At 61.6% G+C, this 15573-nt stretch carries 12 protein-coding genes; 5 read left to right on the plus strand and 7 right to left on the minus strand.

The features are described from left to right. Positions 1-116: 116 nt before the first annotated feature. Positions 117-4802 (plus strand): dermonecrotic toxin domain-containing protein, encoded by a 4686-nt coding sequence (locus tag V6093_RS19550; RefSeq protein WP_406669587.1) that lies wholly within the window; start codon positions 117-119, stop codon positions 4800-4802. Between the two features lie 39 nt (positions 4803-4841). Here V6093_RS19550 and V6093_RS19555 read toward each other — a convergent pair whose 3' ends face one another. From V6093_RS19555 to gpmI, 4 genes are all read right to left on the minus strand, one after another. Then, positions 4842-5609 (minus strand): divergent polysaccharide deacetylase family protein, encoded by a 768-nt coding sequence (locus V6093_RS19555; RefSeq protein WP_014859110.1) that lies wholly within the window; start codon positions 5607-5609, stop codon positions 4842-4844. An 8-nt stretch (positions 5610-5617) separates the two neighbouring features. Next, complete coding sequence (locus V6093_RS19560; RefSeq protein ID WP_047603589.1) at positions 5618-6934, minus strand: S41 family peptidase; 1317 nt, start codon at positions 6932-6934, stop codon at positions 5618-5620. 78 nt (positions 6935-7012) lie between these two features. Next, positions 7013-8329 (minus strand): murein hydrolase activator EnvC, encoded by a 1317-nt coding sequence (locus V6093_RS19565; RefSeq protein WP_012053937.1) that lies wholly within the window; start codon positions 8327-8329, stop codon positions 7013-7015. A 140-nt stretch (positions 8330-8469) separates the two neighbouring features. Then, complete coding sequence (gene gpmI, locus V6093_RS19570; RefSeq protein WP_003249196.1) at positions 8470-10005, minus strand: 2,3-bisphosphoglycerate-independent phosphoglycerate mutase; 1536 nt, start codon at positions 10003-10005, stop codon at positions 8470-8472. Between the two features lie 207 nt (positions 10006-10212). Between gpmI and V6093_RS19575 the strand changes: the two genes are divergently transcribed. From V6093_RS19575 to secB, 3 genes are read left to right on the plus strand one after another with little or no spacing between them, the layout of a single operon-like run. Further along, entirely contained in the window at positions 10213-10626 is a 414-nt protein-coding gene (locus tag V6093_RS19575; protein ID WP_003249200.1) for a rhodanese-like domain-containing protein, read from the plus strand. Position 10627: 1 nt separating this feature from the next. After that, positions 10628-10882: a glutaredoxin 3 gene (gene grxC, locus V6093_RS19580; protein WP_003249204.1), complete on the plus strand. Its 255-nt coding sequence runs from the start codon at positions 10628-10630 to the stop codon at positions 10880-10882. A gap of 39 nt (positions 10883-10921) precedes the next feature. Continuing rightward, positions 10922-11407 carry a protein-export chaperone SecB gene (secB, locus tag V6093_RS19585; RefSeq protein WP_003249206.1) on the plus strand — a complete coding sequence of 162 codons (486 nt, stop codon included), beginning with the start codon at positions 10922-10924 and terminating at the stop codon, positions 11405-11407. A gap of 155 nt (positions 11408-11562) precedes the next feature. Here secB and trmL read toward each other — a convergent pair whose 3' ends face one another. Beyond that, on the minus strand, positions 11563-12024 hold the full coding sequence (trmL, locus tag V6093_RS19590) for a tRNA (uridine(34)/cytosine(34)/5-carboxymethylaminomethyluridine(34)-2'-O)-methyltransferase TrmL (protein ID WP_003249209.1): 462 nt from the start codon (positions 12022-12024) through the stop codon (positions 11563-11565). On the opposite strand from trmL, the gene V6093_RS19595 reads away from it, so the two are divergent. Beyond that, positions 12023-12460, plus strand: coding sequence for a hypothetical protein (locus V6093_RS19595; RefSeq protein ID WP_003249211.1), 438 nt, complete (start codon positions 12023-12025; stop codon positions 12458-12460). The two genes, trmL and V6093_RS19595, sit on opposite strands and share 2 nt — an antisense overlap. A 459-nt stretch (positions 12461-12919) precedes the next feature. Here V6093_RS19595 and ntrC read toward each other — a convergent pair whose 3' ends face one another. Both ntrC and glnL read right to left on the minus strand, forming a co-directional pair. Next, positions 12920-14356, minus strand: coding sequence for a nitrogen regulation protein NR(I) (gene ntrC, locus V6093_RS19600; RefSeq protein ID WP_003249213.1), 1437 nt, complete (start codon positions 14354-14356; stop codon positions 12920-12922). Further along, positions 14353-15438, minus strand: coding sequence for a nitrogen regulation protein NR(II) (gene glnL / locus V6093_RS19605; protein WP_003249215.1), 1086 nt, complete (start codon positions 15436-15438; stop codon positions 14353-14355). The genes ntrC and glnL overlap by 4 nt, the downstream gene beginning before the upstream one ends. Between the last annotated feature and the right edge of the window lie 135 nt (positions 15439-15573).

A 15573-nucleotide genomic window follows, 5' to 3' on the forward strand; every position in this document is an offset into this window, starting at 1 on the left:
TTCCCGGCAGGCCGCCGCACTGCCAGGTGTCGCGGCTTGCCAGCAGCAATATGTAGCACCTCATTCGATAACATCTCCAGGACGCTTTGTGGTTCATTCCACAACGAGTCCTGGTCATGCCCGCCACTCACGCGCACAACCTCAATCACGCAGTCGCCGCCCAGTTCGCCAGCCGTCCTACATTCCGGCAGGTCGCAGGTGAACAGATCATGAAGGTGATTCTGGAGCACTATCCTCTGGTTGGCGTGCATCGCCCTGAAATGACCTCGGCTGCACCGCTATACCTGATGTCCCTGCAGCCGGATGGTGTCTGGCACCCTCAGCCGCTGGTGGATGTTGTGCTGCAGGCCCTGCTTGCGGCTAAACCACTGGACCTCACCCCAGCAAGTGACTACCGCCTTAGCCTGAACCCGCCTCGGCGCTTTTTCGCCATCGAGTCGAGCTTCGAAACTGCTGAGGGCGATTTGATCGAGCCCGCGCGCCTGACCGATGGCCTCAACGCGTTGCTGCCGATACTGCTTTGGCACTTCCAGCAAGCGCAGATCGGCTATTGGAACGGCGACGCCACGATCGACCGGGACCTGTGGTTGCAGCAGTTGTTGCGCGCCAACCTGCTCGATGGCCTGAAGGACGAAGCGCTGGATGACGAACAACGCAAGCTGCTGCGTGACCTGATGATGGGCAACCGTACCGGGCTCGATGTGCAGCTGGTGCGGGTAGCGTTACGTGAGGGCGAAGACACTTTCCATGAACTGTTGCCCGGTTTGCTGATTACCGCCTCCAGTGAAGTTCGCGAACTGACACTCTGGTGTTCTCCCGAAGGCCTGGTCCGCAGTTTCGACGCCCAGGCTGCGTTCGGCTCGGCGTTGCAAATGCAGATGGCGGGACGTTACCGGTTTGATGAGTTGAGCTGGCAAGGCCTGACGGTGGAGGGCGACGCTTTCGCCCTGTACAGCGCCTTGTTGCTGGAAATCTTGCTCGAGCGCGTGGCCCGCCTGCGCTGGAGTGCGATCGACAGCGTCGACCAACTGGAGCATTACTGCCATTTGGCCTGCGACCCCGCGTCCTTTTTTGCCGAGTTCAGTGACTATGGCTCCGGTGGGCTGGGCTTGGCGCTCCCCAAGGGCCTGTCGCGAGCCGATACGGATAGCCAGACCGCCTACCTACAAGCCATGCTCGACTTGTCGCTACTGCAACAGCGCACCCCAGCCCAGGGCATTCAGGACGGTCTACCGGACTTGCACACCTATGCGGCGACGCGCCTGCGCGAGGAGATGCTGCATGACCACCCGGTAGACGCCAATTACTTTCCTGATGACCTTATCCTCACTGTCGAGCGCTTTGTCAGTGACGGTCACGGGCTGGGCTTCGGCCAGAAGACCGGCGACAAGAAGCTGACTTTGACGCAGTTGGCGATCGGCCGCCTGGATGCCACCGCAGGAGGGGTGGTGACACACATCGCGCACCGTGAAAACCAGCTGATCATGAAGTGGATGACCATTGATTACGTCCGTGAGCTGGTACAGCGAGTCGACATCGGCGGCAGTTATCCACGTCATGTACAGTCGATGATCGATCGCTCGGCGAGCCGGGCCGAACACATCTCGGCATTTGCCATACGCTGGCGTATCACACTGATGTTCGATGCTGCGCGGGCGCGTGCCGTCAAACGGCTCGACAAATTTGCCTACGGCGCCCTGGCAGAATTCTGCCGTAGCGGCCAAGAAGGTGCAGCCGCTGTGCGGATTGCACCGCTGGCGTTCAAACGCTCGCCGACATCAGAGAGGGTCGACGTGGCGCATGGTTTCTACGTGATCGAAATCATCGAGTTGGGTGTTCATCTGTTGTACTGCCCGCTGTACACCGAAAAGGCGCTGATTCAGTTCGGCAGCGCTCAGGCACTGTTGGATGCGATCAGCCGCCCGGGGGCGTTGCAGGACAGTGTGCTGCTGTGGATCGAGCAATCTCAGCGCGCGGTCTACGATAATGGCGGCTTCCGGGAGCCGCACCTGCCCCAATGGCTGCTCGACCCTTACACCCTCCCGGAGAAACCGCAGCCTGTTCAGTTGGCGCTGCAATTCTGGGCGCAGGATGTGGATCGGCAAATGTTCGAAGCCAAGGGCCGGATGTTGCTGGAGCTGGCGGATCGCAGCGCCATGAGCAACAGCGAGGTGCGCTGGCGGCTGGTCACGGCATTTTCCTGGGAACTGCTGAATGTTGTGTTTCCAGTGTTACCGGGGCCGCTCACCTCGGTTGCCTGGCTCTACATCGGCATGCGCAGCTTGATCAACGATGTGCATGGCCTGGCCAGTTCGCATTTCGACGAGCGCATCCAGGCGATGGTCGATGTGCTGAACAACACCTTGCTGGCGCTGATACACCTGCAGACGCCGAAACTGGCAGCGCCGCCCGTCTCTGGCGACCTGCTGCCATCGCTGCTCCAGGGGCCAGCTGCAGGCGATGGGATCGAGTTGGCGAACCTTTCCACCGCGACGCGGGAGCCCAGCGTCTCGGTCGACAGCCTGCAGGCGATGGCCAACACCCACCTCGACTTTTCCTGGCGTGGGGCTGGGGGGCTCAACGGCCTGTCGAGTGCCCAGCGCGGCCAAATGCGGGCGTTGGCGGCCAGCGTTTCGCTGGAGGGGCGTAAACCGCAGACGCAGGGCGTGGCTGCGGGGCTGGTGCGGATTGGGGATGATTTCTACGTGTCTCTGGGCGGTAATGTCTACCGAGTCAGCCTTGATAACGCAGCGTTTCGCATCATCGGTCCGGACGGCACGGTTGGGCCCTACCTGATGCGCGACGGCGATGTCTGGCACCTCAATAATTCGCGCTTGCACGGTGGCAATGATCGCTCCGGCGAGTTGGCCCGCGAGCGACTGCGCAAGAAGCTTAGCGGGCCGATCGCCAAGGCTCAGGCCGAGATAGAGCGGCTTATCCTGGCAGCAGAGGCTGCCACGGAGGATTTCAACGCGTTGAGCGAGCAGATTGTCGGTTTGCGTGATCCGGTTAAAAAAGTCGAGGAACGGTTGCAAAAGGCGCCTCCCACCGAGCCGGGCGAACGTGCGCAATTCGAGCAGGCTACCGCGTTGTTCAAGCTCAAGTTCCAGCAGTTGCAAGAGCAGACGAGTAAGCTGCGCAACCAGCGCCTGCCCTTGAACGAGAGATTGTTCCTTGGTTATCTCGAGGCCGAACGCAACATTACCTACGTGCTTGACAAGTCGAGCGCCTCGACGCACGTCGGCAGCGTGAGAGATCAACGGATACTCTTGGGCCAGGTCCGAAAGAACCTGATCAGCTTTGGCATGTTCTTCATTGATGAGCTCCTGGCCTTGGGAGGGTTCAGGGAATACGACCAACTCACCAATGCGCTCAATGACGCACCGCCAGAGAAACAGGCCGAGTTGTATGTCAGGTTCCGGACGATGTTGGAGAAGTTGCTTGAAGAGCAGCCCAGGATCATCAATGTCTCCAGCCAGCTGGATCGCCTGTTGGCCATCACCGATATCGACATGCAAGTGCCTTACATCAATTCCACTCTGACCGTCTCGAGCATTATCGCGAGCCGTAAGACGACCACGATCAACATCCGGTTTTTCCAGGCCATGGGCCTGGTCGAGCTGGCCCTGCAGTGGCACAAAGGCACGCCTACCCAGCACTACATGATCTTCCGCCATGCACTCGCCAGTCAGCGTCTGCGGGTGGCCGCACAAACGCATCATCTGCTGATGTTCTGTGACTTGCCTGTCGCCGAACGAATCGAGGTGCTGCAAAGTGCGTGGGACGAATACCTCGCGGCGATTCTCAACGCCGAACGGATCAAGACACTCGGCAGCAAGCTCATCGATGTCCAGCGCCTTGAGGCCTACAAGCAACAGATGGTGGAACTGAAAACCATAGCCGGTGAGGCGTTGGTCGAGGCCATGCGCGAGCAGGCGGACGGGCAGGTCCGTGGCACACGTCGTGCGGTTTATTCACGAAAGAGCCTGCAGGTGGCCCATACGCGGGCTGGTCAGATAGTCATCGGCAGCGAATCGGTGGTCGAGGGGCAGGCTGTGCTGCAAGTTGTAGCGGCTTTCAACAAGAGCGCGTTGCATCGCTTCCAGAAACAGGGAAACACCTGGGTTGAAGAGGTAGCCTCGGGCGAACCGGAACAGCCATCGCGGACTTCTACGCCGGAGTCCAAAAGGAACAACCGGGAGCTGGCCGAGGCCATGCTGGCACAGAACGAAAATGTCATCGCTCAAGCCAGAGCCCTGGTTGCCAAGGATGCTGACGACATGGGCCTGATGTCGATGCTGGACGGCCAGATCAACGAAGTGGCCGAGCTACGTGAACAGCTCAGCGATGCCGACGCCGAGCACGCGCTGCTGGCGGGCATGGACGATGCGTTGATTCAGTTGCGTCAGGCCCGCCGCGACTGTTTGGTAGCGCTTTACAGCAAGACGCGCTATCCAGGTTCCAGAGGGCTCAATTTTCTCCATCAACAGGGGCTGCTCGCCGTGGAATATGTCGGGCCTCGGCAGGTGGTCTCCGATGGCTATCTGGACGAGTACCGGATCAGCCTGTTGCGTGCTCCCGGTGAGGGTCGAGGTAAACCCTTGTGGGCCGCACATTTCCATTTTGCCGACTCGCAGGCGGCGCCGACGGCGTTTGGCAAAGGCCATCTCAAGCTGTGGAGCCAGCGCAAGATGGGGTATCGCGAGCAAATGAAGGCGGCGAGCGAGGGGCAGGTACTGAGCATTTATCGGGGTAACCTGACCTACGCACAGGCCAAGGATGTCATTCCGTTCAACCTCTGAACCTTCGCCCGGGTGGCCCAGCGCCGCGATCAGCGAATGTTAGCGGTTGCTGTAACGGCCATGCTTGCCGTGTGCAGGCATGGCCTGGTTGCCACGTGTGGCGATCATCTGTGGCAGCGTGACCAGTTCGATCCCCAATTGCTTGAGCCGTGGAATTTGACTTTCCAGTACCGCTAGCGTCTGCGGGTAGGGGTGGCCGATCAATACGGCCGAGCCTTGCTTGCGGGCCAGTGCAATACCCTGTTGCAGCTGAGCGTCGATGGCTTCCGGCGTGCGCACGTCATCCAGAAATACATCCCGTGACACATGCGCGACATCGTGTGCTTGAGCCTCGGCTGCGGCGACCGTGGCGGCACTGGTGCGGCTGTCGACAAAGAACAGATGGCGCCGCTGCAGCTCACCCATCAACCACGCCATGGGTTCACGCTGTGCGGTCATGCGGCTGCCCATGTGGTTGTTGATGCCGGCGGCGTAGGGCACCTTGACCAATGCTGCGTCCAGGCGCCGCGCCAGCTCTTCGATGGCGATGCCCGGGTGCCAGGCATAGGGCCCGGTGGCCGGGTCCATGGGCATGTGCAGGATCACCGTCTTGCCGGCCTTGTGCGCCTGGCGGGCAAAGTCGGTGGCATGCGGGGTGTCGGGCATGATCGCCATGGTCACCGGCCCAGGCAGGGCCAGGGTACGGCTGTCGCGCTCGGGGCTCTGGCCCAGGTCGTCGATGATGATGCTCATGTAGGCCTTGTTGGCCGGTGCCGCTTGCGCGATTCCGGCCATCAGGCAAAACAACAGACACAGCAGAAAACGCATAGGGTGGCTCAGTCGCCCTTGGTGATGTTCAGGCCCTTGAGCAGGCTCAGTGCCTGGCTCAGCTGGAAGTCGTCATCCTGCGGGCGCTCCTTGCGCTTGCTGCTGCCGGTCGGGCGGTCGGCTCCGCCGTTGCCGTTGCCCAGGTGGCCCTGCAGGTCGGCTTCCTTGAAGTTTTCGGTGTCGGCTTCGGCGGTGAGCTTGGCCGGGCGCACCTCGATGTCCGGGACAATGCCCTGAGCCTGGATCGAGCGGCCGTTGGGGGTGTAGTACAGCGCAGTGGTGAGCTTCAGGGCGCGGTCGTTGGCCAGTGGCAGCACGGTCTGCACCGAGCCTTTGCCGAAACTGTCGGTGCCCATCAGCACGGCGCGCTTCTGGTCCTGCAGGGCGCCGGCGACAATTTCCGATGCCGATGCACTGCCACCGTTGATCAGTACCACCAGCGGCACGCCTGCGCTGGCATCGGCCGGGTCGGCCGAGAAACGCAGCTCGGAGTTGGCGATGCGGCCCTTGGTGTAGACGATCAGACCTTTGGTCAGGAAGTGGTCGGCCACTTCCACTGCCGACTGCAACACGCCGCCTGGGTTGTTGCGCAGGTCCAGCACCACCCCGCGCAGCTTCTTGCCGTTGTCCTTGCGCAGCTTGGCCAGGGCCTTGCCCACTTCGTCACCGGTCTTGACCTGGAACTGGGTGATACGGATGTAGCCGTAATCGTTCTCCAGCAGCTGGCTCTTCACGCTCTTGACCTGAATGACTGCACGGGTCAGGGTCACGTCGAACGGGTTGCCGCCGTCGCGTACCAAGGTCAGGGTGATTTTCTCGCCGACCTTGCCGCGCATCTTGTCGACCGCTTCGGTCATGGTCTGGCCGCGGGTCGGGGCGCCGTTGATCTTGACGATCAAGTCACCGGCCTGCACGCCGGCCCGCGAGGCTGGGGTGTCGTCGATTGGCGAAACCACCTTGATGAAGCCGTCTTCCTGGCCTACTTCAATACCCAGCCCGCCGAACTCGCCGCTGGTGCTTTCCTGCAGCTCCTGGAAGTCCTCGGGGCCAAGGTAGGCCGAATGCGGGTCAAGGTTGCTGAGCATGCCCTTGATGGCGTTTTCCAGCAGGGTCTTGTCGTCTACCGGTTCGACGTAGGCGGCCTTGATGCGGTCCAGGACCTCGGCGAAGGTGCGCAGTTCTTCCAGCGGCAGTGGCGCCTTGGCGGTCACCTCGGTGGCTGGCACTGCGGCGGCCTTGGCCGGCTCTGCGGCGGTGGCCAGGGGCGCGCCGACCGCCAGGGCGATGGACAGGGCCAGCTGGGTGAGACGAGGCGAGTGCAGCATGTCGAACGAACTCCTGATCCTGTAAGCGCTCCCTGGGGAGCATCGGCGCAGCACTCAGGCTGCGCCGTAGAAATTTGACTAGCCCCGGCACCACTGCGAAGGGTCGGCAGGCCGGCCTTGCTGGCGGATAGCGAAATACAAGCCTGCCGCGTCCTGGCCACCGCTGTCGCCAACGGTGGAAATGGCTTCACCGGCCTTGACGATATCACCGGCATTCTTGAGCAGGCTCTGGTTGTGGCCGTACAGGCTCAGGTAACCGTTGCCATGGTCGAGAATGACCAGAAGCCCGGCGCCGCGCAACCAGTCCGCGAATACCACACGCCCGCCGTGCACGGCACGTACCTGGGTGCCTGGGTTGGCGCTGATCATAACCCCGTCCCACTTGGCACGAGCGTCGCTACCGCGGGCATCACCGAAGCGTGCCAGCAATCGACCATTGACTGGCCATGGAAGTTTGCCCCGCGCAGCAGAAAATGCGCCGCCGTAGTTCGCGCCATCGCTGGAAACCATCGGCCCGAGGGTGGTGCGGGCCTTTTTCGGCGGTTCCACTGGCTCTGCGGGCTCACGGGCCCGGTCGCGGGCAGCGGCGGCGGCCAGCGCTTCCTGCTGGCGGCGTTTTTCTGCTTCCTGCTGTGCCAGCAGGGCCTTCTTGCGTGCCTCTTCAGCTTCACGCGCCTGGCGGGCGAGGGTTTCCTCGATGGTCTTCAGGACTTTGGCCAGGTCGGCCTGGTCCTGTTCGCGCGCTTGCAGCTTCTGATCGCGGTCTTTTACATCGCTGTTGAGCTTTGCCAGTACCTGCTGGCGCTTGGCGCGCTCGGTTTCCAGGGCCTGGCGGCGGCTATCGAGGTCGGTGCGCTGGGCCAGCAGTTGTTGTTGCTGGCTGGAAATTTCCTGTTCGACGTTGGCCAGTTGGCGCAAGGTCTCGTTGAAGGTGCGCAATTGCTCCAGGCGCGCCTTGCTCAGGTAGTCGTAATAGGTGAGGGTGCGGGCGAATTTCTCGGGGTTCTGCTGGTTGAGCAGCAGCTTGAGGTATTCCTCGCGACCGTTGTTCTGGTAAGCCGAACGGGCCTGAATGGCGATCAGTCGTTGTTGTTCAACGCGGGCGCTCTGGAGTTTTTTTTTCTCGGTATCAAGGCGCTCCAGCTCGCCTTCAGTCTTTTTTAGTTCTTGCTGCAGGGCCTCCACCTGCTTTTCGAGGTTGCCGATATCGGTTTCGGTGGCTTTGAGGTCTTTTTGCACACCTGCCTTTTCTTCCTGGAGCTTGCTCAGCGTTTTCTTGAGCTCGGCAATGTCCTGGCGGGTGGCATCCAGTTGCTGCTGGGTCTGCGCACGCTCATCGGCGAAGGCCGGGCTGAGCAGGCAAGACAGGGCTAGGAGGATCAGGGCGCGAAGCATGGGGTTTGGCGTACCAAGGATGGAGACTGGCCTAGTATGCCCGCCTGGGCAGGCAAAAAAAACGCCTCGCTGCGGATGCCGGGGGGCGTTTGTCTGGAATTCATGTGCAATTGGGGCTGCAACGCAGCCCCTTTCGACATTCAGGCGTCGACCAGAATCGAGGTACCGGTCATTTCCACCGGCTTTTCCAGCCCAAGCAGCTTCAGCATGGTCGGCGCCACGTCTGCCAGCACGCCGCCTTCACGCACTTTCACGTTGCGCTTGCCCACATAGATGAACGGTACCGGCTCGGTCGTGTGCGCGGTGTGCGCCTGGCCGGTGCACTCGTCTTCCATCTGCTCGACGTTGCCGTGGTCAGCGGTGATCAGGGCCTCGCCGCCGACCTTGTCCAGTGCATCGACAATGCGCCCTACACAGGTATCCAGTGCTTCGACGGCCTTGACCGCCGCCTCGAACACGCCGGTGTGGCCGACCATGTCGCCGTTGGCGTAGTTGACCACGATGACGTCGAAGCGCTGCTGTTCGATGGCTTCGACGATGCGATCGGTCACCTCTGGTGCGCTCATTTCCGGTTGCAGGTCATAGGTGGCGACCTTCGGCGACGGGATCAGGATGCGTTCTTCGCCTTCGAACGGCTCTTCACGGCCACCCGAGAAGAAGAAGGTGACGTGGGCGTATTTCTCGGTTTCGGCGATGCGCAGCTGGGTCTTGCCGTTTTTCGCCAGGTATTCGCCCAGCACGTTGTTCAGGCTGGACGGGGCAAAGGCTGCCGGGGCCGGGATCTTCGCCGAATACTGGGTCAGGCCGATGTACGCCGCCATCTTCGGCAGGCGCGCACGGGCGAACTCCGTAAAGTCTGGCTCTACGAATGCACGCGACAGTTCGCGAGCGCGGTCGGCGCGGAAGTTCATGAAAATCACGGCATCGCCATCTTCGACCTTGACGGCTTCGCCAATGCGCGTGGCCTTGACGAACTCGTCGCTTTCGTCGCGGGCGTAAGCCGCTTCAAGGCCTGCCAGGGCCGTGTCAGCGGTGTACTCGGCAGTGCTGTCGACGATGAGGTTGTAGGCGGCGCTGACGCGGTCCCAGCGATTGTCGCGGTCCATGGCGTAGTAGCGGCCGATCAGGCTGGCAATGCGGCCCTTGCCCAGTTTGGCGAAGGTGGCGTCGAGCAGTTCGATGGGCGACTGCGCGCTGCGTGGCGGGGTGTCCCGGCCATCGAGGAAGGCGTGCAGGTAGATCTTTTCAGCGCCACGCTGGGCGGCCAGTTCGGCCATGGCCACCAAGTGCTCCTGGTGGCTGTGTACGCCACCATCGGACAGCAGGCCGAGGATGTGCACGGCCTTGCCAGCACCGACTGCCTTGTCCACAGCACCTGTCAGTACCGGGTTTTCGAAGAACTCGCCGTCGCGGATGGCCTTGGTCACCCGGGTGAAGTCCTGATAGACGACACGACCTGCGCCGAGGTTCATATGACCGACTTCGGAGTTGCCCATCTGCCCGTCCGGCAGGCCGACATCCATGCCCGAGCCGGAAATGAGGCCATGCGGCTGGGTGGCGCACAGGCGGTCATAGACCGGTTTATTGGCGGCAAAGATGGCGTTGTGTTCGGGGATATCACTATGGCCGAAGCCATCCAGGATAATCAGGACCAGGGGTTTGGGCGTGCTCGTCATCAATCAAACTCACGGTTGTTCAAAGATGATAAAGACACGCATTTTAGGGCAAATACGCCACCTGCGGCGAATATTCGTCCCATTCCACCGACCGGCGCACCTGTGGTAGCAACATGAAGGTGGTTTTGTGGCCGGCCCGTCGGGCTTTGGTGGCACCAAGGGGCTGTGTATACTGGCCGGCATTTTCAATCGCCTGGAACACCGCTGATGGTTGCTCACCTGATTCAATTCGCGACAGATCACTACATCCTGGTTGCGATCTTCCTCATTCTGCTGGTCCTGCTGCTCGTCAATGAAATCCGTCGTGGTGGCCAGAGCCTGACTAATGGCCAACTGACAGCCCTGGTCAATGCTGAGAAGGCCCTGGTGATCGATATTCGCCCGGCCAAGGAATACTCCGCCGGTCACATCGTCGGCGCGGTGAACATCCCGCAGGACAAGCTGGCCAACCGCATGACCGAGCTGGACAAGCATAAAGAAAAGACCTTGATCGTCGTCGACGCGATGGGCCAGCAGTCCGGCACCATTTGCCGCGAGCTGCTCAAAGCTGGTTACAACGCCGCCAAACTGAGCGGTGGCGTTTCCAGCTGGAAAGCCGATAACCTGCCCCTGGTGAAGTGATATGAAGCCTGTCATCGTCTATTCCAGCGACTACTGCCCCTACTGCATGCGTGCCAAGTACCTGCTCGAGAGCAAGGGCGTGGCCTTCGAGGAAATCAAGGTCGACGGCAAACCGCAGGTTCGCGCCGAGATGAGTCAGAAAGCCGGCCGTACGTCGGTGCCGCAGATCTGGATCGGCAGTACCCATGTCGGTGGATGCGATGACCTCTATGCCCTGGAGCGCGCGGGCAAGCTCGACGCGTTGCTGGCGGCCTGATTTGCACTGCATTCAAAAACATTAGGATAAGGATCTGACATGACTGACCAACAGACCAACGGCGCTGCTGCAGAAGACAACAGCCCTCAGTTCTCCCTGCAGCGCATCTATGTGCGCGACCTGTCGTTCGAGGCCCCGAAAAGCCCACAGATCTTCCGTCAGACCTGGGAACCGAGCGTTGCCCTGGACCTGAACACCAAGCAGAAATCCCTGGAAGGTGACTTCCACGAGGTCGTGCTGACCCTGTCGGTTACCGTCAAGAACGGTGATGAAGTGGCCTTCATTGCTGAAGTGCAGCAGGCCGGTATCTTCCTGATCGCCAACCTCGATGCGCCTTCGATGAGCCACACCCTGGGTGCGTTCTGCCCGAACATCCTGTTCCCTTATGCCCGTGAGGCCCTGGACAGCCTGGTGACCCGCGGTTCGTTCCCGGCGCTGATGCTGTCGCCGGTCAACTTCGACGCCCTGTACGCGCAAGAAATGCAGCGTATGCAGGAAGCGGGTGAAGCGCCTACTGTGCAGTAATTACTGCCGGTATCAAGAAAGCGCCTCTCGGGGCGCTTTTTTGTTGCCTGTGCGGGCCTCTTCGCGGGTAAACCCGCTCCTACAGGGGATTGCGCCGTTCTCTCGGCCTGCGTAGGAGCGGGTTTACCCGCGAAGAGGCCCGCACAGGCAACACATCAGCTGCCGGCAAACCCGTTCTGCCGCCACGCCTCATACACCGTCACCGCCACGGTATTGGACAGGTTCAGGCTACGGCACCCTGGCCGCATCGGCAGGCGCAGGCGATGCTCGGCCGGCAGGCTGTCCAGCACCTCGGCCGGCAACCCGCGGCTCTCTGGCCCGAACAGGAAGGCGTCGCCCGGCTGGAAGGCCACTTCGTGGAACGGGTGCGAGCCCTTGGTGGTAAAGGCGAACAACCGTGGGTTGCCAAGGCTTTCCAGGCATCCGGCCAGGCTCTCGTGGCGCTTGAGCGTGGCATACTCGTGGTAGTCCAGCCCTGCGCGGCGCAGGCGCTTGTCATCCAGTTCGAAGCTGATGGGTTCGATCAGGTGCAGGGCACAGCCGCTGTTGGCGCATAGACGAATGATGTTGCCGGTATTCGGCGGAATTTCTGGTTGAAAAAGGATGACGTGAAACATGCACGGCTCCAAACGTGAAGATGACGGGCATTCTACCCCTGAACCGGACGTGCGTTCGAAGGCCTTCCCACGGGTGATGCTGTCATTGGCGATCGTTGGCTTGATGGTAGGGCTGATGATCGGTCGCCTGACTACGCCGGACGAGCGTGAGCTGCAGCAGGTGCAAGCGACGCAGGATGGCCTGGAGCTGTGGTTCAACGAAGAGCCCAAGCTGCATGGCGAGAACGTGGAAGGGACGGTGGCGTTGCTGTTTCAGGCCCAGGGCAAGGCTCAGCAAGGGCAGCTCAGCCTGCAGGGCAAGCCGGTGAGCTGGCGGGTACAGCACAGCAAGGAAGGTTTGTTGTTGACGGTGGTGGCCGCGCGCCCCCTGCACGGCGAATGGGCCGGTGCAGAGGACGCTGGACGCTGGCGTGTGCAAGTGAAACTGCACGAATAAAAGAGGGGATATCCCGGCCTGCCTGTACCAGGGTCCCCAAAAGGGGTGCTGCGTATAAAGGGGGGATGTCCCGGCCTGCCTGTACCGAGGTCCCCAAAAGCGGCGGTGCTGCAAATAAAAGAGGGGTTCACCCGGCCTGCCTGTACCAGGGCCCCCGAAACTGGAGATGTATTGCTTATTGCAGGGGGCGTGCCAGTTTTGCAAAAGCCGTGAATACTGGGCTTTGCGGGTGATTTGGCCGGATTTTGAGGGGATTTGTGCCTTCGAGAGGTGCAGCCGGCACAGGAACGGTGCATTCAGAAGGCTGAAATGACTGGGGCCGCTTTGCGCCCCATCGCGACACAAGGCCGCTCCCACAGGATCGCATCAGCCAGGGGGCAGAGGTGATCCTGTGGGAGCGGCCTTGTGTCGCGATGGGCTGCAAAGCAGCCCCAGCAATCTAAAAAGCTAATTCAGAGCTCAGTGGTCATCACCTTCCTCATCATCCCCCCCGGCCACATTCATCCCCAGCTCCTTGATCTTGCGCGTCAGGGTATTGCGCCCCCAACCCAGCAACAGCGCGGCATCGCGACGGCGGCCGGCGGTGTGCTTGAGTGCCGTTTCGATCATGATCCGTTCAAAGCTCGGCACTGCACTGTCCAGCAGGCTGGTCTGCCCGCGCGCCAATGCCTGGTCGGCCCACTGGCGCAGGGCCTGCTCCCAGTTGGTTACCGGCGCGGCGTCTTGTGGCAGGTTCAGCAGTTCGGGTGGCAGGTCGCCGATCAGCACTTCGCGGCTGGAGGCCATCACGGTGATCCAGCGGCAGGTGTTCTCCATCTGCCGCACATTGCCCGGCCATGGCAGGTTGCGGATGAACTCTTCAGTCTCCGGCTTGAGGATCTTCGGCTCGACTGCCAGCTCCTGGGCCGCCCGGGCAAGGAAGTGGCGGGCGAGGGCGGGGATATCCTCGCGGCGGTCGGCCAGGCGCGGAATATGGATGCGGATCACGTTCAGGCGGTGGAACAAGTCCTCACGAAACTTGCCGGCCTGCACCAGTGACTCCAGGTTCTGGTGGGTGGCGGCGATGATGCGCACGTCGACCTTGACCGGCACATGGCCGCCCACGCGGTAGAACTCGCCATCGGCCAGCACACGCAGCAGGCGGGTCTGGGTGTCGGCAGGCATGTCCCCGATTTCGTCGAGGAACAGCGTGCCACCATCGGCCTGCTCGAAACGGCCGCGACGCAAGTTGGCAGCACCTGTGAAGGCGCCTTTCTCATGGCCGAACAGCTCCGACTCCATCAAGTCCTTGGGGATGGCGGCCATGTTCAGGGCAATGAACGGCGATGCTGCGCGTGGGCTGTGCCGGTGCAGGGCGTGGGCCACCAGTTCTTTGCCGGTGCCGGACTCGCCATTGATCAGCACGGTGATGTTGGAGTGGCTGAGGCGGCCGATGGCGCGGAACACCTCCTGCATCGCCGGGGCTTCACCAATGATTTCCGGGGTGCGCGCCAGGTTCTGTGGCACATCCAGGCCTTGCTGCTCCTGGGCGTGCTGGTTGGCGCGCTTGACCAGTGATACCGCTTCGTCGACGTCGAATGGCTTGGGCAGGTACTCGAAGGCACCGCCTTGGTACGAGGCCACGGCGCTGTCCAGGTCGGAGTGGGCGGTCATGATGATGACCGGCAGGCGCGGGTGCTGCTCGCGGATCTGCGCCAGCAGGTCGAGGCCGCTGGTGCCAGGCATGCGAATGTCGGAAATGATCACGTCGGGTTGCTGGCGTGCCAGGCGTCCCATGACACCGTCTGCGCTGTCGAAGCTCTGGGTGGTCATGCCTTCCTGTTGCAGGGCTTTTTCCAGGACCCAGCGGATGGAACGATCATCGTCGACGATCCATACGGTTTCACTTCGGCTCATGAGGCGGTGGCTCCTTGTTCCAGAGGCAGGTAAATCGAGAAGGCGGTATGGCCAGCGTGGCTTTCACACTCGATCAGGCCCTGGTGCTGGCTGATGATGTTCTGGGTAATGGCCAGGCCCAGCCCGGTACCGTCCGGGCGGCCACTGACCATGGGATAGAAGAGGGTGTCCTGCAGTTCCGGCGGGATGCCCGGGCCGTTGTCGATGATTTCTACCCGCGCTACCAGGCGGTGACGCACGTGGCCGATGGTGAACTGGCGCAGGGCACGGCTGCGCAAGGTGATGCGACCCAGGCGCAGCTCATTCTGCGAGCTGATCGCCTGCATGGCGTTGCGCACGATGTTGAGTACGGCTTGAATCATCTGTTCTCGGTCGATCAGCACGTCCGGCAGGCTTGGGTCGTAATCGCGCACCAAAGTGATGCACCCCTGGCTTTCGGCATCGACAAGGCTGCACACCCGCTCCAGCACTTCGTGAATATTGGTCATGGCCAGCGACGGCAGCTTGTTCGAGCCGAGCATGCGGTCGACCAGGTTACGCAAGCGGTCGGCCTCTTCGATGATCACATTGGTGTAGTCGCGCAGCCCTTCCTCGGGCAGTTCGCGGGCCAGTAGCTGGGCCGCTCCGCGGATGCCGCCAAGGGGGTTCTTGATTTCGTGGGCCAGGCCGCGCACCAGCATCTTGGTGGTTTCCTGCTTGCTCAGTTGGGCCTCTTCCTTGGTGATGCGCAGCAGACGGTCCCGCGGATGCACCTCGAGCAACAGCAGGGTCTGGCCTTGATGCAGTATCGGCGTTACCGCGTAGTCGACGGTGATGGTCTGCCCGGTCAGCGATGTAAGCTGCGCTTCACGCTTGGTGAACGGGTGCGCCTGCTCGACCGCCTGGCGCAGCGAACTGAGCGCCTCGGTCGATTCGGTGAACAGCTCGCTGATGAACTGCCCATGGCTGCGCTGGCCGCTGACGGCCAGTAGCATTTCTGCGGCCGGGTTCATGTACTCCAGGCGCAGCTCGGCGTTGAGCAGCAACGTGGCGGTGGTCAGGTTGTCCAGAAGCAGACGGTGCTGTGCATCGCTGATGGTCATAAGGCGTCGTTGACCTCGTTTGGCGCTTGCCTGGCACTGCTTTGGTCAGGGCCGGACGCGGGGTGGATCCACTGATGCGAGACTCTGGATAAGAAAATGCAAGAAACAAACCAAAGCTCCGAAAAGAAGCGGGAT

It is taken from the genome of Pseudomonas putida group bacterium ESBL64 (genome assembly GCF_045277175.1).
GTDB classification, from domain to species: Bacteria; Pseudomonadota; Gammaproteobacteria; order Pseudomonadales; family Pseudomonadaceae; genus Aquipseudomonas; species Aquipseudomonas alloputida.